Origin of the sequence: Pseudalkalibacillus hwajinpoensis, from assembly GCF_039851965.1 — a bacterium.
GTDB lineage: Bacteria > Bacillota > Bacilli > Bacillales > Guptibacillaceae > Guptibacillus > Guptibacillus hwajinpoensis_E.
In genome coordinates this window covers 231,235-256,278 of the sequence record NZ_CP156674.1, presented here as the reverse complement: position 1 = coordinate 256,278, position 25,044 = coordinate 231,235, and the positions used below count along the sequence as shown (strand labels likewise).

At 41.5% G+C, this 25,044-nt stretch carries 21 protein-coding genes and 1 riboswitch; of the genes, 17 read left to right on the top strand and 4 right to left on the bottom strand.

The window, feature by feature from the left end:
- Positions 1-268 precede the first annotated feature (268 nt).
- From ABFG93_RS01215 to ABFG93_RS01165, 11 genes are all read left to right on the top strand, one after another.
- Positions 269-406 carry a hypothetical protein gene (locus tag ABFG93_RS01215; RefSeq protein WP_347550166.1) on the top strand — a complete coding sequence of 46 codons (138 nt, stop codon included), beginning with the start codon at positions 269-271 and terminating at the stop codon, positions 404-406.
- A 130-nt stretch (positions 407-536) separates the two neighbouring features.
- The gene (locus ABFG93_RS01210; protein ID WP_347550165.1) at positions 537-1,406 is read left to right on the top strand and encodes a patatin-like phospholipase family protein; all 870 of its coding nucleotides are present in this window, start codon (positions 537-539) and stop codon (positions 1,404-1,406) included.
- Positions 1,407-1,478: 72 nt separating this feature from the next.
- Entirely contained in the window at positions 1,479-2,927 is a 1,449-nt protein-coding gene (gene aldA, locus ABFG93_RS01205) for an aldehyde dehydrogenase (protein ID WP_347550164.1), read from the top strand.
- A 104-nt stretch (positions 2,928-3,031) separates the two neighbouring features.
- Positions 3,032-4,147 carry an aminopeptidase gene (locus ABFG93_RS01200; RefSeq protein ID WP_347550163.1) on the top strand — a complete coding sequence of 372 codons (1,116 nt, stop codon included), beginning with the start codon at positions 3,032-3,034 and terminating at the stop codon, positions 4,145-4,147.
- Positions 4,148-4,348: 201 nt separating this feature from the next.
- Positions 4,349-4,555 (top strand): hypothetical protein, encoded by a 207-nt coding sequence (locus ABFG93_RS01195; RefSeq protein WP_347550162.1) that lies wholly within the window; start codon positions 4,349-4,351, stop codon positions 4,553-4,555.
- Positions 4,556-4,915: 360 nt separating this feature from the next.
- Positions 4,916-6,202 carry an ergothioneine biosynthesis protein EgtB gene (gene egtB, locus ABFG93_RS01190; protein WP_347550161.1) on the top strand — a complete coding sequence of 429 codons (1,287 nt, stop codon included), beginning with the start codon at positions 4,916-4,918 and terminating at the stop codon, positions 6,200-6,202.
- 394 nt (positions 6,203-6,596) lie between these two features.
- Positions 6,597-6,911: a thioredoxin family protein gene (locus ABFG93_RS01185; protein ID WP_347550160.1), complete on the top strand. Its 315-nt coding sequence runs from the start codon at positions 6,597-6,599 to the stop codon at positions 6,909-6,911.
- A gap of 481 nt (positions 6,912-7,392) precedes the next feature.
- Positions 7,393-7,482: riboswitch (cyclic di-GMP riboswitch) on the top strand.
- Between the two features lie 24 nt (positions 7,483-7,506).
- Entirely contained in the window at positions 7,507-7,656 is a 150-nt protein-coding gene (locus tag ABFG93_RS01180; protein WP_347550159.1) for an anti-repressor SinI family protein, read from the top strand.
- 461 nt (positions 7,657-8,117) lie between these two features.
- Positions 8,118-9,500, top strand: a complete 1,383-nt coding sequence (locus ABFG93_RS01175) for a glycine--tRNA ligase (RefSeq protein ID WP_347550158.1) — start codon at positions 8,118-8,120, stop codon at positions 9,498-9,500.
- A gap of 63 nt (positions 9,501-9,563) precedes the next feature.
- Positions 9,564-10,130: an HAD-IA family hydrolase gene (locus ABFG93_RS01170; RefSeq protein WP_347550157.1), complete on the top strand. Its 567-nt coding sequence runs from the start codon at positions 9,564-9,566 to the stop codon at positions 10,128-10,130.
- Positions 10,131-10,206: 76 nt separating this feature from the next.
- Complete coding sequence (locus ABFG93_RS01165) at positions 10,207-11,613, top strand: MFS transporter (protein ID WP_347550156.1); 1,407 nt, start codon at positions 10,207-10,209, stop codon at positions 11,611-11,613.
- A gap of 42 nt (positions 11,614-11,655) precedes the next feature.
- On the opposite strand, the gene ABFG93_RS01160 is transcribed toward ABFG93_RS01165, so the two are convergent.
- Positions 11,656-12,561: a LysR family transcriptional regulator gene (locus ABFG93_RS01160; RefSeq protein WP_347550155.1), complete on the bottom strand. Its 906-nt coding sequence runs from the start codon at positions 12,559-12,561 to the stop codon at positions 11,656-11,658.
- 177 nt (positions 12,562-12,738) lie between these two features.
- Between ABFG93_RS01160 and gltB the strand changes: the two genes are divergently transcribed.
- Positions 12,739-17,331: a glutamate synthase large subunit gene (gene gltB / locus ABFG93_RS01155; protein ID WP_347550154.1), complete on the top strand. Its 4,593-nt coding sequence runs from the start codon at positions 12,739-12,741 to the stop codon at positions 17,329-17,331.
- A 14-nt stretch (positions 17,332-17,345) separates the two neighbouring features.
- Positions 17,346-18,830: a glutamate synthase subunit beta gene (locus ABFG93_RS01150; protein WP_347550153.1), complete on the top strand. Its 1,485-nt coding sequence runs from the start codon at positions 17,346-17,348 to the stop codon at positions 18,828-18,830.
- Positions 18,831-18,879: 49 nt separating this feature from the next.
- On the opposite strand, the gene ABFG93_RS01145 is transcribed toward ABFG93_RS01150, so the two are convergent.
- Positions 18,880-18,969, bottom strand: coding sequence for a putative holin-like toxin (locus tag ABFG93_RS01145; RefSeq protein WP_224880206.1), 90 nt, complete (start codon positions 18,967-18,969; stop codon positions 18,880-18,882).
- 200 nt (positions 18,970-19,169) lie between these two features.
- Here ABFG93_RS01145 and ABFG93_RS01140 point away from each other — a divergent pair, with 200 nt between their 5' ends.
- From ABFG93_RS01140 to ABFG93_RS01125, 4 genes are all read left to right on the top strand, one after another.
- Positions 19,170-20,114 (top strand): ring-cleaving dioxygenase, encoded by a 945-nt coding sequence (locus ABFG93_RS01140; RefSeq protein WP_347550152.1) that lies wholly within the window; start codon positions 19,170-19,172, stop codon positions 20,112-20,114.
- The gene (locus ABFG93_RS01135; protein ID WP_347550151.1) at positions 20,114-20,725 is read left to right on the top strand and encodes an alpha/beta hydrolase; all 612 of its coding nucleotides are present in this window, start codon (positions 20,114-20,116) and stop codon (positions 20,723-20,725) included. The genes ABFG93_RS01140 and ABFG93_RS01135 overlap by 1 nt, the downstream gene beginning before the upstream one ends.
- A gap of 120 nt (positions 20,726-20,845) precedes the next feature.
- On the top strand, positions 20,846-21,616 hold the full coding sequence (locus ABFG93_RS01130) for a class I SAM-dependent methyltransferase (RefSeq protein WP_347550150.1): 771 nt from the start codon (positions 20,846-20,848) through the stop codon (positions 21,614-21,616).
- 12 nt (positions 21,617-21,628) lie between these two features.
- Entirely contained in the window at positions 21,629-22,117 is a 489-nt protein-coding gene (locus ABFG93_RS01125; RefSeq protein WP_347550149.1) for a mismatch-specific DNA-glycosylase, read from the top strand.
- Between the two features lie 45 nt (positions 22,118-22,162).
- Here ABFG93_RS01125 and ABFG93_RS01120 read toward each other — a convergent pair whose 3' ends face one another.
- Together ABFG93_RS01120 and ABFG93_RS01115 are read right to left on the bottom strand one after the other, a co-directional pair.
- Entirely contained in the window at positions 22,163-24,046 is a 1,884-nt protein-coding gene (locus tag ABFG93_RS01120) for a vWA domain-containing protein (protein ID WP_347550148.1), read from the bottom strand.
- Positions 24,047-24,952 carry an ATP-binding protein gene (locus ABFG93_RS01115; protein WP_347550147.1) on the bottom strand — a complete coding sequence of 302 codons (906 nt, stop codon included), beginning with the start codon at positions 24,950-24,952 and terminating at the stop codon, positions 24,047-24,049. It abuts the gene before it with no gap.
- Positions 24,953-25,044: the final 92 nt, after the last annotated feature.

Below are 25,044 nucleotides of genomic sequence, written 5' to 3'. Positions count from 1 at the left end.
AAACAAGCGGTGGGGTAGAACGGTGAATTGTCTTTTGGAGACACCTCTTTCTAATGAAAGTTGTTAGAGCCTTGTTTTACCAACTGAGTAGTTCAACGCGACCATCTCCTTAATTGACGTTGCCGTTTTCCTTATGCACTTTTGATCTTCCTTCTTCACTAACTATGATGACCACCTTCCCAATATTCTATACACCCTCCTTTACATTTTTTAAAGGATAGCTTTTTCAATACGAGGGATACTATCCTTAGATGGAAGGAGGGATAATATGGGCAGAGGCAAAGCATTTGACCATAAGAAAAAAGGCATGGAGCGGGAACGTCCAAAGACGGCTGATGATACGAAGTTTCCGCATGAAGCATCAACCGGTCACAAAACAATCAAAAATGAAGAGCGTGAAGAATAATCTGCTTCCTGCACATGCAGGGAGTTTTTTTGTTAGAACGGTCTACACAATTTTACAAGGTTGTTTTCTTGAGGTTCATTTCCATATCCAGTAAACTTTGGGTAGATGATAGTAAAAGGGGACCTTTAATATGAATTCATTAGGGCTTGTTCTAGAAGGCGGAGGTATGAGGGGGGTTTATACAGCTGGAGTGCTCGAATATTTAATGGAGCATGAGCTCTATTTTCCTTATGTGATTGGTGTGTCAGCAGGTGCATGTAATGCAGCCTCGTATCTTTCCAGACAAAGCGGGAGAAATCGAACGGTTTTAATTGATTATGTGAAACATCCGGATTATATATCGTACAAAAATTTACTAAAGAAAAAACAGCTTTTTGGAATGGATTTAATATTTGATGAAATCCCTTCGCTTCATGTTCCATTTGACTTTGACACTTTCGCAAGTGCAGCTGAACGTTTTCTTATTGGCACAACCGATATGGAAACTGGTGAAGCAGTGTATTTCGATAAACACGAAAGCGGTGGACAGATCCTCTCGATTTTGAGAGCTTCAAGCTCTCTGCCGTTTATGGCACCGGCTGTTGAGATAGACAATCGGTTTCTTTTGGATGGAGGCATAGCAGATCCAATTCCAGTTCACAAATCAGAGGCGGATGGAAATCATAGTCACGTGGTTATCTTAACAAGGAATGCAGGATACCGAAAACAGAAATCACGAATGTCCTGGATGGTACAACGTCTTTATCGAAAGAATCCCGCACTTGCCATGGCGATTACTTCTCGTTACGAGAGATACAACAGTACACTTGAGCACATGGAAGCAAACCGTGACGACTATTTCATTATTCAGCCTTCTCAGGTACTTGAAGTGGCCAGGATTGAGAAATCTCAAGTCCGATTAACAGACTTATATAATCAGGGTTATGAGGATATGAAAGTGCGCCATGGCGAGCTTGAGAAGTGGATTGAACACAGAAGCAGGCTAAAAGAATCAGTCTAAATGAGTGTTCTTATGTTTCAAAGTGTTCCTTACTTGGGAACAGTTGACCATTATCATGTAGGAGGTATTCAAGTGAAAAGCTATCAAATCTACATTAATGGTGAATTTATAAGCAGCAATGGAGAAGAAATGCTTGACGTGATCAACCCGGCAACGGAAGAAGTGATTTCGCGTATCCCTAAAAGTAATGAAAAAGACGTCGAGCGCGCGATTGAGGCCGCGAAAGCATCTCAAAGAGATTGGGAGAAGAAACCCTCAATTGAACGCGCCGAATACTTATATACCATTGCAAATAAAGTGGAAGAGAAAAAAGATACATTTATCAAAATGCTAACTGAAGAAAATGGTAAGACAGTCGATGCTTCGAAAGCTGAAATCGAATTGACAATTGACTATTTCAGATATATGGCCGGTTGGGCTAGAAGATATGAGGGAGAGGTTCTCCCAAGTGACCGCCCCAATGAAAATATTCTAGTCTTTAAAAAGCCGATTGGAATTGTTGGTGGCATTGTACCTTGGAATTTCCCAATGTTTATTTTCGCACGGAAAGTAGCACCAGCATTCGTGACTGGTTGTCCGATTATAATCAAACCAAGTCAGTATACACCAAACACGGCTTGCGAAATGGCGAACATTATCCATGAAGCAGGCGTTCCAAAAGGTATATTTAACCTGATCACAGGTAAAGGCTCAGATATTGGTAGCCCTCTTGCATCATCTCCTGATGTCCAGATGATAAGCTTAACAGGAAGCTATCCTGCAGGATCGAAGGTAATGGAAGCTGCAGCTAAAAATATCACAAAGGTTAACCTGGAGCTTGGGGGTAAGGCTCCAGCAATTGTAACTAAGCATGCGAATGTAGACCTTGCTGTTGAAAAAATCACCACATCTCGTATTACGAATAACGGTCAGGCATGTACAAATGCTGAACGTGTTTATGTTCATGAGGATGTTGCTGAAGAATTCATTTCCAAAATCACTGAAACGTTTAAGAATACGAAAGTAGGCGATTCCTTGAATGAAGATGGATGTGATATCGGGCCACTTGCTAATAAACAGCAAATCGACTCCGTTGAAGAAGCGGTTAATAATGCGGTTAAAGCAGGCGCAGTAGTAAAAACAGGCGGCAAGCGAATTAATCGAGATAAAGGTTTCTTCTTTGAACCGACTATTCTTACAGATGTGTCACAGGATATGAATGTTATTCAGGAAGAAATCTTCGGCCCTGTATTACCGATTGTTGTGTATAGCAATTTTGATAAAGTGCTTGAAATGGCCAATGATACAAATTACGGCCTGTCTTCATCGATCTTTAGTGATAACATGCATGAAGTTATGAAAGCATCCAATGTACTTCGCTACGGTGAAACGTATGTGAACCGTGAGAACTTTGAAGCGGTTCAAGGTTTCCATGCTGGAATGGGTCAATCTGGTATCGGTGGCGCTGACGGCAAGCACGGCTTAAATGAATATTTAAAAACACACGTTATCTACATGGAGTATGATCAAGATATTAAGTAATGAAACCGGGCTAAGGCCCGGTTTTCTATTGTTTGAAGAAAATCAATAGGTAAGAGTATAATAGAAGAGACAATTACTTTTATTTTTAAGAAAAGAGGGAGAACATGTTTGATTCTCGTATAATAGAGTTTTCAGAAAAGTTAGTACAGTATTCAACGAAAATCCAACCAGGGGAACACGTTTTAATAGAAGCATTTGATGTAAACAATTCACTTGTTCGTAGCCTTGTTAAAGAAGTACATAAAGCAGGGGGCTTCCCACACGTTAATTTGCGTGATAACCAGGTGCTTCGTGAGCTTTTAATGAATGCAACAGAAGAACAAATAAGTGCCTGGGCTGAAGTTGACTTGAATCAGATGGAAAAAATGGACGCTTATATTGGTATCCGGGGCTCAGAAAACATTAACGAACTTTCTGATGTACCAGTTGCAAAGATGGCTTTATACAATCAGATCTATAAAACAAAAGTTCACAGCAATCAGCGCGTCAAGCATACGAAGTGGGTTGTGATGAGATACCCTAATGAATCCATGGCCCAACTTTCAGGCATGAGTACAGAAGCATTTGAAGAATTCTATTTTAATGTATGTACAATGGATTACGCGAAAATGAGTGATGCGATGGATGCCCTTGTTGATCGTATGAACAAAGCAGATATCGTACGTATTGTTTCTCCAGATACGAATTTAAGCTTTTCGATCAAAGATATCCCTGCGGTTAAATGTGCTGGTGAATTGAACATCCCTGACGGTGAAGTTTTTACAGCACCAGTGAAAGATAGCGTAAACGGAGTAATTACGTACAATACCCCTTCACCTTATAATGGTTTTGTGTTTGAGAATGTACAGTTAACCTTTGAAAATGGCAAAGTGATTGATGCAGAAGCAAACGATACCGAGCGTTTAGCTGAAATTCTGAACACAGATGAAGGCGCAAGGTTTATTGGAGAGTTTGCCATTGGCGTTAATCCTTATATTCGCGAACCAATGAAAGATATTCTTTTCGATGAAAAAATTGATGGTTCATTCCACTTTACACCAGGACAGGCTTATGATGAAGCGCCGAATGGTAATGATTCCTCTGTACACTGGGATCTTGTCTTAATTCAGAGACCTGAATACGGTGGCGGAGAAATCTGGTTTGATGACGAATTGATTCGAAAAGACGGCAAGTTCGTACCAGAAATACTTCAGAGCCTAAACCCAGAAAACCTTAAATAGGATTTCGAAGCGCATCCAAAGGATGCGCTTTTTTCACGACATAATGTTAAATTTTATAAAAGGGTAAAAATATAAGAAAAATGAAGGTTTTGGCTAGGAATTAGCGATAAGCCAATTTTTCTAAAGTACAGAAGACCAATCACATTTCACCTTATTTGAATATAAATAAATAAAACTATTTAAGACAGGAAGTGCCATCCAATGGAAATACATTGTGACGGATGTACGAAGGAGATGAGGGACTGGGAAACCATTCATATGGTAAAGTTCGATAAGTGGTATTTCGGACATTTCAATTGTTTATTGAACTTGAAAAAGAAATTAAATCTGAATCGACCGATTAAATGGGATAAAATTGAGGGGGAAAAAGGGAACCAGAAAGACTCTGATGGAAAAAAAGCACCATAGAGCCAGTAAGAAAGACGCTATAAACGGGGTAGCGTCTTTTCTTGCTTATTCTTTATTTTCAGTTAAGAATCTATATTTGGATGCACATTGAAGATGAACGTTATATTCTTAGTTAACCCTTGTGGAGCTTTCATAAGAATGATGAAATTAATTTTAGGTGAAGAAGTTGTGATTATAGACGAGCTATAAGTTTGATAACAAGAACCTAAATGGGATGGTCTTCATCTAAATACTAAGGGTCATTATGAAATTTCAAAAGCACTTTTAGAAACAGGAATTCGTATATAAAAGTTTAATATTGAATAATCTCGGGTAAAATTTGTTATTATCTTTATAAAAGAATGACTTGAGGAGGAACTTATGTCACAAACATCATTACAAGTTAACAAATTACGAGAGCAAGTACTTCAGTCATTTAAGAAAACCAGATTGATGACAAATCAGCTGGTAGAAACCCTTGAGACGGAAGACTATACTATTCAGGCTATTCCAGATGTAAGTCCGCCAAAATGGCATATGGCCCATACAACCTGGTTTTATGAGACGTTTATTCTGAAAGCATACAAAGAGAATTACATCTCCTACCATAAAGAATTCGATTATCTATTCAACTCCTATTATGAAAGTGTAGGAAGCTATTTTCCAAGGAGCTCTAGAGGGTTACTAAGTCGACCGAGTATTGATAAAGTCAGAAACTACCGAAGAGACGTTGATGAGGAAATCGTTTCTTTATTAACGAATTTAGATGAAAAAAAGCTAAAAGAAGTAGCTAAATTGATTGAAATTGGACTAAACCACGAGCAGCAGCACCAGGAGCTTATTCTAACTGATGTGAAATATAACTTTTCTATCAATCCATTGAAGCCAGTATATCGTGAGAGAGACACTATGAATTCAGACGAATCATCTCCAATGGACTGGGTTTCATTTGATGGAGGGTTAGTTGAAGTAGGCGTTAATGAAGAAGATGGCTTTTCTTTCGATAATGAACGACCTGTACATAAAGTGTGGCTAGAACCATTTAAGCTTGCAACACGAACGGTTACAAATGGCGAGTATCTTGCTTTTATGGAAGATGGAGCCTACGGGCGACCAGAGTTCTGGCTATCGGATGGTTGGGCAACAGTAAATGATCAGGGTTGGAAGTCGCCACTTCATTGGGAGAAAAAAGATGGAGAATGGTTTCAATTTACACTTCACGGACTCGTTCCTGTAAATTTAAATGAACCTGTTACACATGTTAGCTATTATGAAGCCGAGGCTTATGCAAGTTGGGCAGGGAAGAGATTACCTTCAGAAACTGAGTGGGAAGTAGCTGTTAGAGACCAGCCAATCTCAGGCAACTTTGTAGAAGATGCGAATTACCACCCGATAGCATCGCTTAAAGAAGATGAGGGACAGATCAAGAAAGCATATGGAGACGTATGGGAATGGACGAAAAGTCCCTATATGCCATACCCGGGAAACAAACCACTCGATGGAGCACTTGGTGAATATAATGCGAAATTCATGAGTAGTCAAATGATCTTAAGAGGTGGCTCCTGTGCAACTTCACAAACTCACATCCGTGCTTCCTACAGAAATTTCTTTGGCCCTGATAAGCGCTGGCAATTCACAGGAATTCGACTGGCAGGAGACGCTAAGTGATCATAACATCGAATGGTATCACAGAATAATTGACTAGCTCATAGAGGAAACAGATCACTTTGATGAAGTAATGGAGGGGCTAACGGCCCCTTTCAAAACGTTCAACCTAAATTTTTCTATGATCAGTATGGTTCTGAACGATTTGAAGCTTGAGGACTACTTAAAATTGAGTATGAAAGTGCGGCAAATAGGAAGATCAGACTAATGCTTTAATCGGGATTTAGAAGAATTTCAGTCGCTTGCAAACCTCTCACAATTTACGCATGAGTATACGTGGGTTGTTTCCAATGACTTGTTTAGTCTTCACTACCTTACACTTAAGTAATGTATGCCTCCTAACAGACATCAAATGAGTATTTTACTATAATTTACGATTATTAAAGGAGAGAGTAACGTGAACAAAATTGAGACAAACGAATCCTACAAATCATTTATCAATGATCCGAAAGTAGCAATACTAAAATATGAAGCAAACTGGTGTCCGGACTGGAAACGACTTGATTTTTTTATCGGAGATATCATGAATGATCACCAGGATAAAAAATGGGCTCAAATTGATATAGAGCAGTTGCCGGAAGTGACTGAAGAAAATGATGTAATGGGCATTCCAAGCCTTCTAGTTTACAAGGATGGGAAAAAAATTGGTCATCTTCATAGTGCGAATACAAAAAATCCAGAGCAAGTTAAGGAGTATTTAAGTCAGTTTTAATAATGGAGGAGGCACCTGCCTCCCCCATTATTTAGTTAGCACGTATTCGATGGTGCCATCAGATAGAGAATGAGCATATTGCAATGAATATCCTATGCTTAAGTAGATCGATAGGGTTTCGCTGCAAAAAGGATGGATGGGCTCTGTCGGTGCATGTAAGCTTTTGTGAAAGCCTATTACTTTATTGGTATATTGAGAACATCTGAGTAGAATAACGTGAGTTCCGGACCATGCTGTGCCGATTAGATTGGTTCTCATGCAGATCCTTCCTTCTTTAGGATAATGTAAACTATATTCACAGAGTATGTGAGCCTCACTATGATGTTAAAAAGAACTTTTTCCCTACAAATTATTAAAACATTTTGAATTTTTTAACGATTACTGGTATATTAGTAACAAAGTAAGGTATTTAAATAAGTGAACTTTTACGTCTTGTTGGTGTTTGTGTTAATAGTTGTCGGAGTGTGTCATTTCTGAACTCTCCTGTAAAAGGCAAACCATCTTAAAGGATGGGACGCAAAGACACAGGTCTAATGTTGGGATGCCCAACGATGACGGCTGGTCCTCCTAGAAACCCTATTTGAGGAGGAAGAGAATGGCTATAACGAACGTAAAACCTAACTTAGAACTTGATCAAGAATGGATAATATTAATGATGGTTGCCAGAGAATTAGGTCTTCAAAAAGATGAGGTAAAAGACTTCTTGAGAAAATACAAAACACAAAACAACCACGATATTACATAAATGATGAGCGGTCTATATGATCGCTTTTTTCTATTGATAAATAACATTCATCTGATCCATAACGAAGCTAGAAATATGATGCGGAACTATTAAACTGCATTAAGGCCATTTTTATCATTCTTATGAAGTCGTATAAAGATGGTCTCCTTCTAATGTGAACCCTTGACTTTATATAGTGATATTTTGTATCATATGTCATATCAATTGCATACATAAATGTTACAACAGTGAAGGACAGATAGTAACCAGAGAATCCGATTGAATAGCGATTCGGGGGCGGTGGAAGCCCGAAATTGGTCTGGTGAAACGGCAGTCTGGAGTTGATTTCTATAAGTGGGTGCGCAGTGCGTATCAACTAGGGTGGAACCGCGGGTGCAGAAGCTCTCGTCCCTGGATAATTTTTGTCCAGGGATCGAGGGCTTTTTATGTTGATAGAGATTGATGAAAAAGGAGAGATTGACATGAGTATTTCAATGGAACAAATAGTTTCTGTATCAAAACACAGAGGGTTTATTTTCCCGGGATCTGATATTTACGGAGGTCTTGCTAACACATGGGATTATGGTCCTCTTGGTGTAGAACTTAAAAACAACATTAAGGATGCATGGTGGAAAAAGTTTGTACAGGAGTCTCCATATAACAGTGGACTCGATGCAGCGATTTTAATGAATCCAAAAACCTGGGAAGCTTCGGGCCATCTTGGGAACTTTAATGATCCACTAATCGATTGCAAAAGCTGTAAAACTCGTCATCGTGCAGATAAATTGATTGAAGACGCTCTTTCACTAGATGGAAATGAAATGATTGCTGACGGGCTATCTTTTGAAGAGATGGAACGACTAATTAAGAACAATAACATTACATGTCCGGAGTGCGGAAGCCAGGACTTTACTGAAATTCGCCAGTTTGATCTAATGTTCAAAACTCACCAGGGAGTAACCAAGTCAAGCACAAGTGAAATTTACCTTCGTCCAGAAACAGCCCAGGGCATTTTCGTAAACTTCAAGAACGTTCAGCGTTCAATGCGTAAAAAAGTTCCTTTTGGCATTGCTCAAATTGGGAAAAGCTTCCGAAATGAAATTACACCAGGTAACTTTACGTTCCGTACACGAGAGTTTGAACAAATGGAACTTGAATTCTTCTGCAAACCGGGTGATGAGCTTGAATGGCATGAGTATTGGAAAGAATACTGTAAGAACTGGCTTTTGAATCTTGGTGTAAGTGAAGAAAGCATTCGTCTTCGTGAACATGCAGAGGATGAGCTTTCTCATTACAGTAATGCAACCACAGATATTGAATACAAATTCCCGTTTGGTTGGGGAGAACTATGGGGTGTCGCTTCAAGAACAGATTATGATCTGAAGCAGCACATGGAGCATTCGAATGAAGATTTTACTTACCACGATCAGCAAACGGGTGAGAAGTATGTACCGTTTTGTATCGAACCATCCCTTGGTGCTGACCGGGTAACATTGGCATTCCTAATTGAAGCTTATGAAGAGCAGGAGCTTGAAGATGGATCTTCACGAAGCGTGATGCACTTCCATCCTGCCATTGCACCATTTAAAGCAGCCGTTTTCCCGCTTTCTAAGAAGCTATCAGAAGAAGCAAGAGCTGTTCATGCTGAGCTATCCAAGTACTTCATGGTAGATTACGATGAAGCTGGATCAATCGGAAAACGATATCGTCGTCATGATGAAATCGGTACGCCGTATGCGATTACGTTTGACTTTGATTCTGTTGAAGATCAGCAGGTGACAATTCGTGACCGCGACACTATGGAACAAAAAAGAATGCCGATTTCTGAACTGAAAAGCTTTTTGGAAGAAAAAACTCAGTTTTAATTCATTTAAGCCGCTCGACCTGAGCGGCTTTTCTTTAGGATTTAAAAGAAAGGGGTTACATGAATGAGAATACTTTGGGATTTTGATGGCACACTTTTTAATACATATCCAGCCTTTACGAAAGTAATGAAGAAATTGCTTCCGGAAGTAAAAGAGGAGGACATCTTAAAAGAGTTGAAAGTGTCCTTTCATCATGCAAAGCAAGTTTTTCAGTTAACAGATGGACAGGTGAATCAATTCCGTGAGATGGACAGTGCACTATCGCCTGATGATAAACCGCCGTTTCAAGGCCTTGAGGATATTCTTCTAAAAGCAGATATAAACGTGATAATGACACATAAACCTCGTGCTGAGGTAAATGCTATTTTAAAACATTTTCAGATGGAACATCATTTTGCAGATTTAGTTGCGGGAGACGATGGGTATCCACGTAAGCCAGATGCGAGTTCTTATCGTTACTTACATAACAAGCATGAGCTAGATTTAGCAATAGGGGATAGGGTACTTGATATTCTTCCTGCTAAAGAACTTGGTCTGAAAACATGTTTATTTCAGAATGATGCACCCGGTGCAGATTTCTATGTAACCAATTACCATGCATTGAAAAAGCTGTTATGGCATGATATTTGAATAAGGTGATTTGAAATTCAATGTGAAGGTCTTTGCTATCTTACATATGAGTGGAATCTAAAGGAGATGGAGAGCAATGAATAAGGAGCTCCGTTTTGTACTGATAACGTTTCTATTAGGTGTGTTCCTTGGTGCGCTCGATTCAGGAATCGTATCACCAGCTCTAACCACTTTAATTGAAGAGCTTGGTATCGATCTGAAATGGACGGTCTGGGTTGTGACAATTTATACACTTGTATATGCCGTAAGCATGCCAATTGTAGGGAAACTTGCAGACTTATTTGGTAGAAAACGTGTTTTCCTAACGGGTATAGTTTTATTTGCAGTTGGATCGTTGCTTGCCGGTCTTAGCCAGTCGCTCCCTTTCCTTCTTGCCGGAAGAGCGGTTCAGGCGTTAGGTGGGGGAGGTATCATTCCGATTGCGAATGCAGTAATTGGAAGTAGTTTCCCGAAAGAAAAGCGTGGAATGGCCCTCGGCCTTGTAGGTGCCATGTTTGGGATCGCTACAATACTCGGGCCGAACATCGGAGGATTCTTCGTTGCCCAGTTAAGCTGGAGATGGATTTTCTTAATTAACCTACCGATTGCTTTCATTATTTTAATGATGGGACTAAAACTTCCTGAAGATCAGGCAAAAGTCAAAAAGCCTTCCCTTGACTGGGGAGGTGCTGCCGTACTTTCGTTCGTTATTATATCGCTTCTCCTTGGTTTAACGAACCTCGACACAAATGATTGGCTAACATCAATTAAATCGGACTTTGTTTGGCCATTGTTGCTTCTCAGTATTGTATTGATCTACCCGCTAATTAAATTTGAAAAAGTAGCAAAAGATCCGATTATTAAACTTACTTATTTCACTGATAGAAACATTGTGCTTGCATTACTTATTTCTACCATAACAGGAATTGGTATCATAAGTATGATTTTCGTCCCTTCTTTTTCAGAAATCCTCCTTTCTTTATCAAGAGGACAGGGTGGGTATGTCATGACTATTCTAGCCGTAGCTTCAGGATTTGCAGCACCGATCGGAGGGATCCTTCTTGATAAGTGGGGAGCGAAACAGGTCGTGCTGCTTGGATTCTCGCTAAGCTTGCTCGGTTCGCTCGTGTTCGTTTTTGCCGCTGACGGATGGATCATGCTCTCTATTGGTATGATCTTTGCAGGAGTTGGAATTGGGTTTACGATGGGCACACCGCTTAATTATATTATTTTGGAACTTACCCCAGATCAAGAAGCAGGTGCTGCACTGTCACTTGTCAGTTTGTTCCGTTCAATTGGAACGTCACTTGGCCCGGTCGTACTTGCAGGATTTATCGCTGCTTCAGGTGCAGCGACATTCAGTGGCAGCGGCATTTCAGAGACGCTTCGACATACGATTTTAACGGGATATGAACATATGTATCTTGCAAGTTCGGTTATCTTTTTGATCGGACTTGTGCTCGGCATCTTTTTAAAAATGCCCGAACGGGATTTCGAGAATTAATACATCAGTAAAGCCATGGGTCTTCCCAATGGCTTTTTCGCATTATTGACCAAAACGGTTAAGAACTTCATAAAAATGGGTAAGGAATTCAAAAAACTTCTTTTCAGACGGTGCAAGCTCTCTACCTTTAGGTATAATGACGCCAACCGTTCTCGTTACGTTAGGCTCGGATAATTCGATTTTCACTGTTTCACCGGGTAGCTGTTCAGAAAGCGTAACTTCCGGGAGGAGACTTACACCCAGGCCCGCTGCTACCAGGCCTTTAATCGTATCAATATCTTCCCCTTCAAAGGCGATTCGAGTTTTAAAGCCAACCTGCTGACAGGCTGATGTCACAAGGTGATGAAGAGCGTATCCTGAACGGAAAAGAACAAAAGGCTCATTTTTCAATTGACCAAGTCGCAACATCGGGTAGTCGGCAAGTGGATGTGAGATCGGAAGAAGTGCGAGGAGCTTCTCCGTAAAGAAAATATGGCCATCCACATCGTTTCGATCCTTTGGTACCGGGGATACGAATGCGATATCAATTTCCCCCTTACTCACAGCATCTGTCAGATCCTGAACTGACCCCTGACGCAGTTGGAACCCAACACTCGGGTGTTCCTTCCGAAAAGCTGAGATCACAGTCGGTAATGTTTTCGCTGCAAGGCTGTTAGGAAAGCCGATTCGAATTGTTCCTGTATCTGGATTAAGAAATTCGTATACGGCCTGTCTTGCCCGTTCAATTTCTGTGATCGCTGTTTCGGCATGATCCATAAAGATGTGTCCAACTTGTGTCAGCTTAACATTGCGTCCTTCTCGAATGAATAACTGAACCCCAAGTTCCGATTCCAGATTTGCTATTTGTCTACTAACGGCTGACTGTGCAACGTGTAAGGATGTTGCGGCTTCTGTCACATGCTCTCGTTTAGCGACTTCCATAAAGTAATATAGCTGTCTGAGTTCCACCTAAAACGACCCCTATCTCTAATTTATATCAATAATAGATTAATTATATCTAAATTATATATTGAAAGCATGGGTCCTGACAACGTACAATGAGTGTAGAATATTTAAACAATTTCGACGTTATGGCGTTAAAGCGAGAAACCATAATGAATTGGGATAAGAGCGAGGAGTGGGAATATGGATAGAACGAACTTTCCAGAGAAACAGGGATTATACGATCCAATTCATGAGCATGACGCTTGTGGCATCGGGCTGATCGCCAATCTGAATAATGAGCCAGCACATCATATAATTGAAAAGGGAGTTTATATGCTACGCCAGCTAGATCACCGCGGAGGGCAGGGAAGCGATCCTGACACGGGTGACGGTGCGGGTATTATGTTACAAATTCCTCATGAATTTTTTGTTGAACAATCAGGTTTTAACCTTCCAAATAAGGGAGAATACGGCGTAGGAATGATGTTCCTTCCCGTTGATAATCAGCTGAGACAGCGCGCAAAGCAAATTGTTGAGAATGCAATCAAGGAAGCAGGTCAAGAATTTATAGGCTGGAGAACGGTTCCTGTAGACGAAACGACAATTGGAGAAGCTGCATGTATTGCTCAACCTGTCATACGACAGGTCTTTATTAAGAAAAGCGATATTTCTAAAGAAGAGTTCGAGCGTAAGTTATACGTCATCCGAAAAAAAGCTGAAAAGCAGGTTGCGCTTGATTCACAGCTTTCGAAAACAAAATATTACGCAGCAAGTTTTTCAAAAGATACGATTGTTTATAAAGGAATGCTGACACCTGAACAACTTGATCAATTTTACCTTGATCTTAAAGACCCGAGTTTCAAGTCCGCATTCTCAATGGTTCACTCACGTTTCAGTACAAACACGTTTCCAAGTTGGGACCGAGCACATCCGAACCGCTATTTGATTCATAACGGAGAGATTAATACACTTCGTGGAAATGTGAACTGGATGAGAGCACGAGAAGGTGCCCTGCAATCTCAGGTCTTTGGTGACGATATGAAAGACATTGCCCCAATTGTACGTCCGAACGGGAGTGACTCTTCTTCACTGGACAACTGTCTGGAATTCTTAAATCTTTCAGGCCGTTCCCTTCCACATGCTGCGATGATGATGATTCCTGAACCATGGGATCGCGATGCATCGATGCAGGATCCAAAGAAGGCATTTTATGAGTATCACAGCTGTCTCATGGAGCCGTGGGATGGCCCGACAGCGATTGCATTTACAAACGGTCGTCAAATCGGAGCGATGCTTGATCGTAATGGTCTGCGTCCTGCTCGTTATATCATTACAAACGATGATACCTTTATTCTTTCATCTGAGGTTGGTGTCATCGAAGTAGAAGAAGAGAAAATCATTGAAAAAGGACGTCTAAGTCCTGGTAAAATGCTGCTTGTTGACCTTGAAGAGAAGCGTCTTGTTTATGATAAAGAGATTAAAGATCAGATCGCAACGGAGCTTCCATATCGCGAGTGGCTTGATCAAAACCTTATGAGTCTCTCTACCGAGGCTGCTGCTGATCGCAAAATTGATGAGAAAGAACTTGTCAAAACACAGCGTGCCTTTGGATATACGTATGAAGAATTGACTAAAAATATTGCTCCTATGGTTACTGAAAAGAAAGATCCAATCGGTTCAATGGGTAACGACGTGCCGCTTGCAGTCTTATCTGAACGTCCACAGCTTTTATTTAACTACTTTAAACAGCTGTTTGCACAGGTAACAAACCCGCCGATTGATTCGATTCGTGAAGAATCCGTAACATCAACGATGACGTTACTCGGTCCTGAGGGTAACTTGCTTGATACAGATCCAACTAGTGCACGACGCATACGACTAGAAACACCAATTCTAACAGAAGGTCGTTTCGACGCATTGAATGCCATTGAGGAAGATGATTTCCAGACTGAAACACTAAGTCTGCTTTTTGACGCAAAACGTGGCGAAACTGAAATGGAGCATGCACTTCTTGCCTTGTTCCGTAAAGCAGATCGTGCAATCAAAAACGGGAAAAGCATTCTCGTTCTTTCCGACTCTGGAGTGAACCATCAAAAAGCTGCTATTCCATCGCTTCTTGCGGTTAGCGGTCTACATCATCATCTGATCAAAAGAGAGACACGCACAAAAGTTAGTTTAGTTGTTGAAACAGGCGAAGCGAGAGACGTTCATCAGTTTGCTATGCTAGTAGGTTACGGATCAGATGCAGTCTATCCATATGCCGCATATGACTCGATTGCAGCAATGATTCAAGATGGCACAATCGAAGGCTTCACATACGCCGAAGCATTGGATAATTACATTGAAGCTGCAACAACTGGTATCGTAAAAGTTATGTCAAAAATGGGTATTTCAACCATTCAAAGCTATCGTGGCGCTCAAATATTCGAAGCAATCGGTGTTAGCAACGAAGTGATTGATCGTTATTTTGCTGGAACAGCATCTCAAATTGATGGTATTCCAATTGATATTATTGCAACTGAAACGTTAATGAGACATCATTTTGCATACCATGATTCTGAATATAGTGACATAACGCTCGAAACGGGTAGTGAGTTACAGTGGAGAAATGGTGGCGAACATCACTCCTTTAACCCGAAAACGATCCACACGCTACAGCATGCTGCGAGAAGCAATAATTACGATTTATATAAAAAGTTCTCTGGAATGGCTTTTGAGGAGAACTTAACCTATTTGAGACAGGCGATTGATTTTGGTTCGAATGATGCAATTCCAATTGATGAAGTGGAAAGTATTGAATCCATTACACGACGGTTTAAAACTGGTGCAATGAGCTATGGCGCACTAAGTGGTGAAGCCCATGAAGCACTAGCCATTGCGATGAACCGTATTGGAGGACGAAGCAATAGCGGTGAGGGTGGAGAAGACCCTTCCAGATTTACACCGGATGAAAACGGAGATTTACGTCGAAGTGCCATTAAGCAGGTAGCATCAGGTCGATTTGGCGTTTCAAGCTACTACTTGAGTAATGCTGATGAAATTCAAATTAAAATGGCACAGGGTGCTAAGCCTGGCGAAGGTGGTCAACTGCCTGGTAAGAAGGTTTACCCGTGGATTGCAGAAGTGCGCGGTTCCACACCTGGTGTAGGTCTTATTTCTCCACCGCCGCACCATGATATCTATTCCATTGAGGACCTTGCACAGCTTATTCATGATTTGAAGAATGCGAATCCATCAGCCCGAATCAACGTAAAGCTCGTTTCAAAAGCTGGTGTTGGTACAATTGCGGCAGGTGTAGCTAAAGGCCTTGCTGATGTCATTTTAATCAGTGGCTATGAAGGCGGCACGGGTGCATCACCTAGAACGAGTATTAAACACGCTGGGTTGCCATGGGAGCTAGGACTTGCAGAAACGCATCAAACGCTTGTATTAAATGATCTTCGTGACCGGGTTGTGCTTGAAGCAGATGGAAAAATGATGACCGGACGTGACGTTGTTATGGCGGCCATTCTTGGAGCTGAAGAATTCGGATTTTCAACTGCACCTCTTGTTGTACTTGGTTGTATTCTAATGAGGGCCTGTCACCTTGATACATGCCCGGTAGGCGTCGCAACGCAAAATCCAGAGCTTCGCAAAAAGTTCATGGGTAACCCGGATCATGTTGTGAATTATATGCAGTTTATTGCACAGGAAGTTCGTGAAATCATGGCCGAGCTTGGTTTCAGGAACATTGAAGAAATGATCGGAAGAACAGATGTATTAAAAGTCAGTCGCCGTACCAAAGATCACTGGAAAGCAAGATACCTTGATTTAAAGCCGCTTCTTTATCAGCCTCATGTTTCTGATGAAGTAGGTCGGTTCAATCAGCGTAAACAGGATCATAAGCTCGATGCGGCCCTTGATAATACTTCAATTATTCCGGCGTGTCTAGGTGCACTTGAAGAACAAAAGCCGTTTGAAGGCTCTTATACGATTCGAAATACGAATCGCGTAGCAGGAGCGTTACTAGGACACGAGATTACAAAAAGGTATGGTGCTGTAGGCTTACCGGAAGACATGATTCGCTTGCACTTTAAAGGGTCTGCTGGGCAGAGCTTTGGAGCATTCGTTCCTAACGGAGTAACTATGGAGCTTGAAGGAGATGCGAACGATTATGTTGGTAAAGGATTATCTGGTGGTAAACTGATAATTCATCCTTCAGGCAAAGCAGGATTTGTTCGAGATGAAAACACAGTGATCGGGAATGTCGCCTTTTATGGAGCAACTTCAGGTGAAGCCTATATTAGTGGTCTTGCTGGCGAACGTTTCTGTGTTCGAAACAGCGGAGTGAAAGCTGTTGTTGAAGGAATTGGTGACAATGGCTGTGAATATATGACAGGTGGTCGTGTCGTTGTTCTTGGAAACACAGGAAAGAACTTCGCAGCTGGGATGTCAGGTGGAATTGCCTATGTCCTCTCTGATGATCGCGAGGCGTTTATCAATAACGTCAATGCTGAAATGGTTCATATCGAATCGTTAAGTAACTATGAAGAAATTTTAGAAGTAAAGCATCTCATTCAACAGCATGCTTACTTTACAAATAGCCCGAAAGCTATTCGTTTCATTCAGAACTGGAACGAATATGTAGGAAAGATCGTTAAAGTTATTCCAAAAGAATTTAAGCGTATTACTGAATCGTTAGAAGAATTGAAAGAAAAAGGGTACGAAGATGACGATGCAGCATATGAAGTGTTCCAGCAGGCTAAGAACGGTCAAGTGAAGCCGCGTGAAGTAAGTGATCTGGAACCGGTATAAGGGGAGGTATTCGATTGGGTAAGCCGACAGGTTTTATAGACTATCCTAGAGAAAAGACAAGTGAACGAGATCTAACGAAACGTTTAAAAGATTGGGAAGAGTATCAGCTCCCTCAATCTGAGGAAAAGTTAAAGACGCAAGGGGCACGTTGCATGGACTGCGGCACCCCTTTCTGTCACTCAGGTATCGAGTTAAATGGAAGTGCATCTGGATGTCCGCTTTATAACCTTATTCCAGAGTGGAATCATCTAGTTTACCAGGGGAAATGGAAGGACGCGCTTGATCGCCTTTTGAAAACGAATAACTTCCCTGAATTCACCGGCAGAGTATGCCCGGCACCATGTGAAGGTGCATGTGTTGCTGCCATCCCAGATGATGCTGTTGCGATTAAGAGCATTGAGAAAGAAATTATCGACCGCGGATTTTCGGAGGGATGGATGACACCGAATCCACCAAAGAATCGTACAGGGAAGAAGATCGCGATTGTAGGCTCAGGTCCTGCTGGCTTAGCTGCCGCTGACCAGCTTAACAAGGCAGGTCATTCTGTAACCGTATTTGAACGTGACGATCGTATTGGTGGCTTGCTTATGTATGGTATTCCAAACATGAAGCTTGATAAAGAGCTTGTAGAACGTCGTGTGAAGCTATTAGAAGATGAAGGTGTTGCGTTCGTTACCAATACTGAAATTGGCAAGGATGTCACACGTGTAGAGCTTCGCGATCAGCATGATGCTGTTATTCTTTGTACGGGTGCGCAAAAGCACCGTGACCTTCCAATTGAAGGACGTAAACTTGGTGGCATACATTATGCAATGGATTACTTGAGAAAGAACACAAAGAGCTTGCTTGATTCAAAGCTTGAAGATAAGCAATATGTATCTGCTGAAGGAAAAAATGTCATCGTCATCGGTGGTGGTGATACGGGAGCAGACTGTGTAGCAACTGCCCTTAGACATGGATGTAAAAGTGTTCATCAGTTTGGGAAGCATCCACAGTTAACGGCTGATCGTATGATCGATAACCCCTGGCCTGAATTTCCTAAAGTGTTTACTTTGGACTATGCCTATGAAGAAGCACAGGCCGAGCATGGGGAAGACCCGCGCCAATATTCCATCATGACAAAGAAATTTGTTGGAGATGAGAATGGCAATGTCAAAGAACTTCATACCGTAACTATTGAAAAGCATGTCGATAAAAAAGGCAATGTTTTTATGAAAGAGCTGCCTGGGACAGAACAAGTATGGCCGGTTGAACTCGTTTTAATCGCAATCGGATTTACTGGACCTGAAGAAGGTGTTCTAGAACACTTCGAAGTGGAGCAGGACAATCGCAAGCGCGCAAAGGCTGAGTTTGAAGATTACCGTACAAACGTAGATGGTGTCTTCGCGGCTGGAGATGTGCGCAGAGGGCAAAGTCTGATTGTTTGGGCCATTAATGAAGGTCGGGGAGTTGCGCGTGAAACGGACCGCTATCTTATGAACAAAACTGTCATGCCTTAACCAAGCAAAATGTGAAAAGCACTCCGAATTCGGAGTGCTTTTCAGCATGTCATGATGACCGATCCTTCGTGTGGATGATGGCGAGAACTAGAGCAGAAAAGCTGACCATTAATGACAGAGCTTCAAATACGCTTAGCATCACATCACTCCTTTACAACTAGAATGTCTTATTCAGGGGTTGTCCTATACATATAGAATCAAAAACATTTGACAGATTGAAAGCTGTTCATTACACTTAAGTCAAATATCTCGAAGTAAAAGTATTTTTTAAGATTAGATTTGATTCGTTCAGGGAACCTTCTAAAATGGACGTAACATTAAAAAGGAGAATGGCAACTTATGAAGCATACGACAGGAATACATCATATAACTGCAATTGTAGGAAGTCCTCAGGAAAACGTTGACTTTTATAGTGGAGTACTTGGTCTTCGTCTTGTGAAGAAAACCGTAAATTTTGATGATCCAGGAACATATCACCTGTATTTCGGAAACGAAGAGGGTGCACCAGGCACTATCATGACCTTCTTCCCATGGTCTAACGCGCAAGATGGTACGATTGGATCTGGACAGGTTGGTGTGACAAGCTTTGTGATTCCAGAAGGTAGTTTTTCATTCTGGAAGACACGTCTGAATAAACTAAACGTCGAGTATGGTGAAATGACACGTTTTGGTGAGCAGGTTCTTGCATTTGATGACCCTCACGGCTTGCACCTTGAACTTGTTGAGCGTGAAGAAGGTGAACGAAACACGTGGAGCTTCGGCGGTGTAGATTCCAAGCATGCGATTAAAGGCTTTGCAGGTGCGACGCTATTAACAGGTCAGCCAGAGTCCACCATGAATGTGCTTGAGAATATTCTTGGCTTCATTCGCGTAGCAAAAGAAGAGGATTTTGTTCGCTTTAAGTCAAGTGATTCGATTGGCAATACGATCGATGTGAAAGATACACCACTTTCATCTGGTCGAATGGGATCAGGCACTGTGCATCACATCGCCTTTCGAGCAAATGATTTTGAAGATCATGAAGAATGGAGAAGTCTGCTTGAAGATAAAGGATATAATCCGACACCGGTAGTAGATCGTCAGTATTTTAATGCGATTTATTTCCGTGAAGAAGGAGGCATTCTGTTTGAAATCGCAACTGACCCACCAGGCTTCGGGAAAGATGAAGATCCTGATGATATGGGTAAGAATCTCCTGCTACCGCCATGGCTTGAGGAAAAGCGCCCACAAATTGAGAGTGTACTTGAGCCGGCAAATGCAAGAGTACTTGATGGTGATAAATAATGAAACATATATTTAAACAGGGAAATGAAGATCTTCCTGTTCTGTTGCTCCTGCACGGAACAGGTGGTACGGAAGAGGATCTTATTCCACTAGCAGAGCTCATCGCTCCAAATAACTCGATTTTGAGTGTCCGGGGAAATGTATCTGATAATGGGATGCCACGCTTCTTTAAACGTCTTGCTGAAGGGGTTTTTGATGAAGAAGATCTTGTGGCACGCACACATGAATTAAATGTATTTATCGGTGAAGCGGCTGAAAAATACAAGTTTAACCGTGACAACGTGGTAGCCATTGGATATTCAAACGGAGCAAATATCGCAGGTAGTTTACTTTTTCATGATAAAAATGCTCTTAAAGCGGCGATCCTTCATCATCCGATGGTTCCACTACGGGGGCTTGAGCTTCCTGATCTTTCAGAAGTATCGATTTTCATCGGGGCAGGAGAGAATGACCCGATTTGCTCTCCTGAGGAAACAAAAGAACTCGAACAACTTTTTGATGTGGCAGGTGCTAGTGTACAGGTTCACTGGGAGAAAGCAGGACACCAGCTTACAAGATCAGAAGCGTTAAAAGCAGCTGAATGGTATAAAAACGAATCTTTAAACGTGTAGGAGTAGCCAATTCGGCTACTCCTTTTCAATGTTATAGTTCGATCTTTTATTGGATGTGAGGAGAGTTCATCTTTGTAGCCGCATGGTATAATGAAAGGATGATAAAGGAGTTAATGTGAAATGATTTTTACGACAGCAGGAAGACCTACTGAGAACTCTATTCAAGAAGCAATGAGACTCGCACAATTATACAATGGCACATACATATCAAGACAGAAGCGATCCATCCAACAGCTCTTAGAGGTTGGGAAGAAGCCGGTAATCGTGACTGGCATTGACCGACTTTATCTCTATACGGATAGTTCTATAGAGCCTGTTTTCTTTCATCCAAACTCAGCAATGTTCAGATGCAAATCTCTTCTAAACGGTCACCATGATGCATTTATTGATGTGAGTGGCCTAACTGAGGGAATGTGCATGCTGGACTGTACAGCGGGACTAGGCTCGGACAGTATTGTTGCGAGTTTTGTGACAGGGGTAAATGGGGGTGTAGAAGCAGTGGAGGGGTCGAAGCATGCGATTCTGCTTCAGGAAGGTCTGAAAACCTGGGAGAGTCATAACGAACTGATTAATGCCGCTATGAGACGGGTATCTATTAAAAGGAAACGTTTCGAAGAAGTACTGCCCTATTTGCCTGATAACTCGGTTGATATTGTCTATTTCGATCCGATGTTTGAAGACGCCATACCGGATTCACATGGTGTAAGCGTGATTAAACAGGTTGCATTATACGATAGTTTAACAGAGGAGATGATAAACGAAGCGAAGAGAGTTGCGAGGAAACGGGTGCTGTTGAAAGATTTTTGGAAAAGCTCTCGTTTTGACCGACATGGTTTTGTCCAGCAGAAGAGAAAGACCGCTAAGTTTCATTATGGTACCTTTGAATGTTAGGAGGGAGAAAGTATGATACCAGATCATCTCGATAAGGACCTGAAAATCCTATTTATAGGTTTTAATCCAGGACTTCAATCTGAGAAGGAAGGTCATCATTATGCCAACCCTACGAATCGTTTTTACACCGTTTTAAAAGAAGCGGGACTCACTGATCAAAAGCTCCTTCCAGAAGAAGATCATAGATTACTAGAGTACGGCTACGGTTTAACGAATATTGTTGACAGGCCAACAAGAGGGGCTGCTGATTTAACCGCTGAAGATTATGCACATGGGAGGAAACGGCTGCGTGAGAAGATTGAAATGTACCGTCCACTTATCACCTGTTTCGTTGGGAAAGGGGTTTATCAGAAATTTTCAGGAGTAAGAAAGGCGGAATGGGGATTTCAACCGACAAATCATGTAGATGGCGTACGTGATTTTGTTGCTCCATCTACAAGTGGCCTTGTTAGAATGAGTCTTAATGAGCTCACAAGTATTTATCGAAAGTTAATCGAATGAGTGAAATAGAAAACGCGTCCGTTGAAGGACGCGTTTTCTGTCAGTTTACACAAATCGTAGCAGGAGGCGTTTTAGAAGTGGTGTTAAATATGCAGGAATTTCGTTAGCGGATGGAATAACGAGACTCTGAGTCCCATAAATGTTTCTCATTGTATTCTTTTCCTTATCTTGCGGTTCGCCGTTTGATAAAAATACACCAATCACTTCATAGCCCTTTTTCCTCGTTTGAATCACAGCTTCATGCGTATCAATGATTCCGTTTTCGCTATAATCATATGCGGATGGCTCACCATCCGTAAAGACGAGCAGAATTTTATGCTTTTCATTTCGTTCCGTAAGCTCCTGTGCCGCTTTCCGAATCGCATAGCCATCTCGATTATCTTCTTCTGGTTCAAGCTGCATAATTTTTGCACCTTCGCTTGGAAGGGTTGACCGATTATAATCTATAACCTGGAAGAGGGTATTTGGCTGTTCCTCATCATCTGCATCAAAAGCATCTTCGTAGAAACCAGTAATAGAATGCTTGATATCTAACCCTTTTAATGTTTCATGAAAAAGCGTAATGCCAAGTCTCGTTTCTTCCATTTTGTCATACATCGATGCCGAGCAGTCAACGAGTAGTGAGAAAGTCACATCAAGCTTCGAACTAGGGGCATTCTTCTTATAAAACAATCGTGGATTCTCATCTGTTAAAAGCCTGAGCAGCTTCCGGTTCAAACGCCCGAAATGCAGATCGCCTCTTGGGGCAATTTGTTTTTGTTCAATCGTTTTTTGAATAGCGGTTCGAAGCGATTTTTCGGCATATTGAATTTCTGTTTTTGCGGTACGATAGGCTTCCAGGTCATTACCCGAAGGTTTCTCGGAGTGTCGAATCACTTCTTTCACATTTCGATTGGCTTCACCAAAAGGATCCTGTTCACTCGCAAAGGCCTGTGTATCACGGCTTTCTAGAATGGCTTCTTCATCAAATTGACTGCCTTTTGATTGTTTCGAAGCTCCCTGAACACTAACAAACGCTTGATCCCCGGATTCTTCTTTTCGTTCACCTTCACCAATTAAATCTGATTTTGCACCTTCTTCTAAATCAAACTGAAGAAAGTTAGAGCCTTCTTGCTCCTGCTCTTCATGCCACGTATTCATTTCTTCATCATATGTTTCTTTATCTTCTTTATCTGAAGTTTCCATTGTTTCATCACTTTTTAACTCTCGTGCTTGTTCGTCTTCAACAACTGAGGCAGGATTGGACGCTGTGCCGTAAATTGTTAAATACTCTGTAGTCATATCAGCATGTTCTAAACTAAGTACGTTACAAAAAGATTTAGTCAAAACAGCAACGTCTTCAGTCGAATTCGCCTTACGAATTTCTGAAATTAAATGACGAATATAAGGTTTATAGGCGGTTAAACTTTCTCCAAGCGCTACTGGTTTTCCGATTGCTTGAAGATAGATAGCGCAGAATAAGGTATCAAGCACCTGATTCTGTCGGTTATGAACTTCTAACCGTCCGCGAAACCTTTTCTGGAAGAGAACTCGTCTTGTCTCAAATGCATAGCTCATGCCCGGTCGTTTTGATTTGCAAATTGTCTCAAGTCTCATATCCTCAAGCAACGCAAACAACTGCTTGCGAAGGAGCGGATATTTTCTCGAGCGGAGAGAAGAGAGGTACCGATCGACTGCGCTGAAGTTCGTATAATGAACGTTCCCAAGTGCTCGTAAATAGATATCACTTTTCATCCCGTCAAACTGCGTACCATCAAAAATATCATTCCAGTAGTGACTTACTGTGATTAATTGTTCTGATTGTCTGTAATAAGAGTGAAAGGCAAACTGAACTTCACATTCGGTGTTACTTAATGTTTCAGCCAGATCGGATAAGCTCAGGTGAAGAAACGGATCTGTCTGATTCTCCGCAAAGTTTAAAAACTTCATTTATGCCTTCTCCTGAACGCGACCAAAGATCGTTTCTGCAATGTTTTCAACCGCTGCTTTCTCCCGTTCATCTTCAAGCTTGTCTGTAATCGCACGTTTAATCGCACGTCTCGCTTCCATAAACGTAGTCAGATCACATGCATCAAGAAGAGAGCGAGGGGAGGCGGCCTCTTCAGAGATCTGGCCGTCTCTGACTTTTGATTGAAGGTCAGCTGATAACGTGACGAACTGATCAAGCTGATCAGACTCATCGAGTAATGATTGCTCGTTCAGCATTTCCTTTAGTGCAGGCCCCTGTAAGTATGGAACTTCAATTACAATAAAGCGGTTTTTTAGCGCCTCATTCAAGGGGGCTGTGCCGATATAGCCTTCATTGATTGCCGCAATTACCCCGAAGTTTTCTTTTGCCCGCACCGTTTCGCCTGTGAAAGGATTTAAAACCATACGTCTATAGTCAAGCACACCATTTAAAATAGGAAGTGTTTCAGCTTTTGCTGTATTAATTTCATCAATGTAGAGAAGCTCACCATTCTTCATGGCATTTTCAACTGGTCCCGGTATAAATGTAATATGTGCATTGTTGTGCTCATCATATGTGAGCGTTTTATATCCAAGGAGGGCTTCTGCATCAAGATCAACCGAGCAGTTAATTGAATACATAGGTTGATTAAAGAAGTAGCTGATTAATTCAGCAAGCTTTGTTTTACCTGCGCCGGTTGGGCCTTTTAGTAGAACATTTTTTCCTAGAATTAATGCTGTTACAGCATCTTTAACGATCGACATATCAGGCGCAGTATAGCCTTCATTGCCGATTAAGTAATGCTCTGGATTGTCGTTCGCATCGCGACGATCTTTAATACGGTCCTGAATTTTATCAGGTATATCAAATGTTTCATATAATTTCATGAGTCATACCTCCGAGTTTCAATTAGTCGCTTCTATTCAACAGTTAACTATAACGGAAAAAAACCTACCTTGTCTAATCAGAAGCCGGCGCT

Excerpts from the sequence above, each read along its gene's own strand:
- ABFG93_RS01170 (WP_347550157.1), top strand. The coding sequence starts at position 9,564 with ATGAGAATACTTTGGGATTTTGATGGCACACTTTTTAATACATATCCA.
- ABFG93_RS01135 (WP_347550151.1), top strand. The coding sequence starts at position 20,114 with ATGAAACATATATTTAAACAGGGAAATGAAGATCTTCCTGTTCTGTTG.
- ABFG93_RS01115 (WP_347550147.1), bottom strand. The coding sequence starts at position 24,952 with ATGAAATTATATGAAACATTTGATATACCTGATAAAATTCAGGACCGT.
- ABFG93_RS01125 (WP_347550149.1), top strand. The coding sequence starts at position 21,629 with ATGATACCAGATCATCTCGATAAGGACCTGAAAATCCTATTTATAGGT.
- ABFG93_RS01215 (WP_347550166.1), top strand. The coding sequence starts at position 269 with ATGGGCAGAGGCAAAGCATTTGACCATAAGAAAAAAGGCATGGAGCGG.
- ABFG93_RS01120 (WP_347550148.1), bottom strand. The coding sequence starts at position 24,046 with ATGAAGTTTTTAAACTTTGCGGAGAATCAGACAGATCCGTTTCTTCAC.
- ABFG93_RS01145 (WP_224880206.1), bottom strand. The coding sequence starts at position 18,969 with ATGCTAAGCGTATTTGAAGCTCTGTCATTAATGGTCAGCTTTTCTGCT.
- ABFG93_RS01200 (WP_347550163.1), top strand. The coding sequence starts at position 3,032 with ATGTTTGATTCTCGTATAATAGAGTTTTCAGAAAAGTTAGTACAGTAT.
- ABFG93_RS01175 (WP_347550158.1), top strand. The coding sequence starts at position 8,118 with ATGAGTATTTCAATGGAACAAATAGTTTCTGTATCAAAACACAGAGGG.
- ABFG93_RS01195 (WP_347550162.1), top strand. The coding sequence starts at position 4,349 with ATGGAAATACATTGTGACGGATGTACGAAGGAGATGAGGGACTGGGAA.
- ABFG93_RS01140 (WP_347550152.1), top strand. The coding sequence starts at position 19,170 with ATGAAGCATACGACAGGAATACATCATATAACTGCAATTGTAGGAAGT.
- egtB (WP_347550161.1), top strand. The coding sequence starts at position 4,916 with ATGTCACAAACATCATTACAAGTTAACAAATTACGAGAGCAAGTACTT.
- ABFG93_RS01210 (WP_347550165.1), top strand. The coding sequence starts at position 537 with ATGAATTCATTAGGGCTTGTTCTAGAAGGCGGAGGTATGAGGGGGGTT.
- gltB (WP_347550154.1), top strand. The coding sequence starts at position 12,739 with ATGGATAGAACGAACTTTCCAGAGAAACAGGGATTATACGATCCAATT.
- ABFG93_RS01180 (WP_347550159.1), top strand. The coding sequence starts at position 7,507 with ATGGCTATAACGAACGTAAAACCTAACTTAGAACTTGATCAAGAATGG.
- ABFG93_RS01165 (WP_347550156.1), top strand. The coding sequence starts at position 10,207 with ATGAATAAGGAGCTCCGTTTTGTACTGATAACGTTTCTATTAGGTGTG.
- ABFG93_RS01130 (WP_347550150.1), top strand. The coding sequence starts at position 20,846 with ATGATTTTTACGACAGCAGGAAGACCTACTGAGAACTCTATTCAAGAA.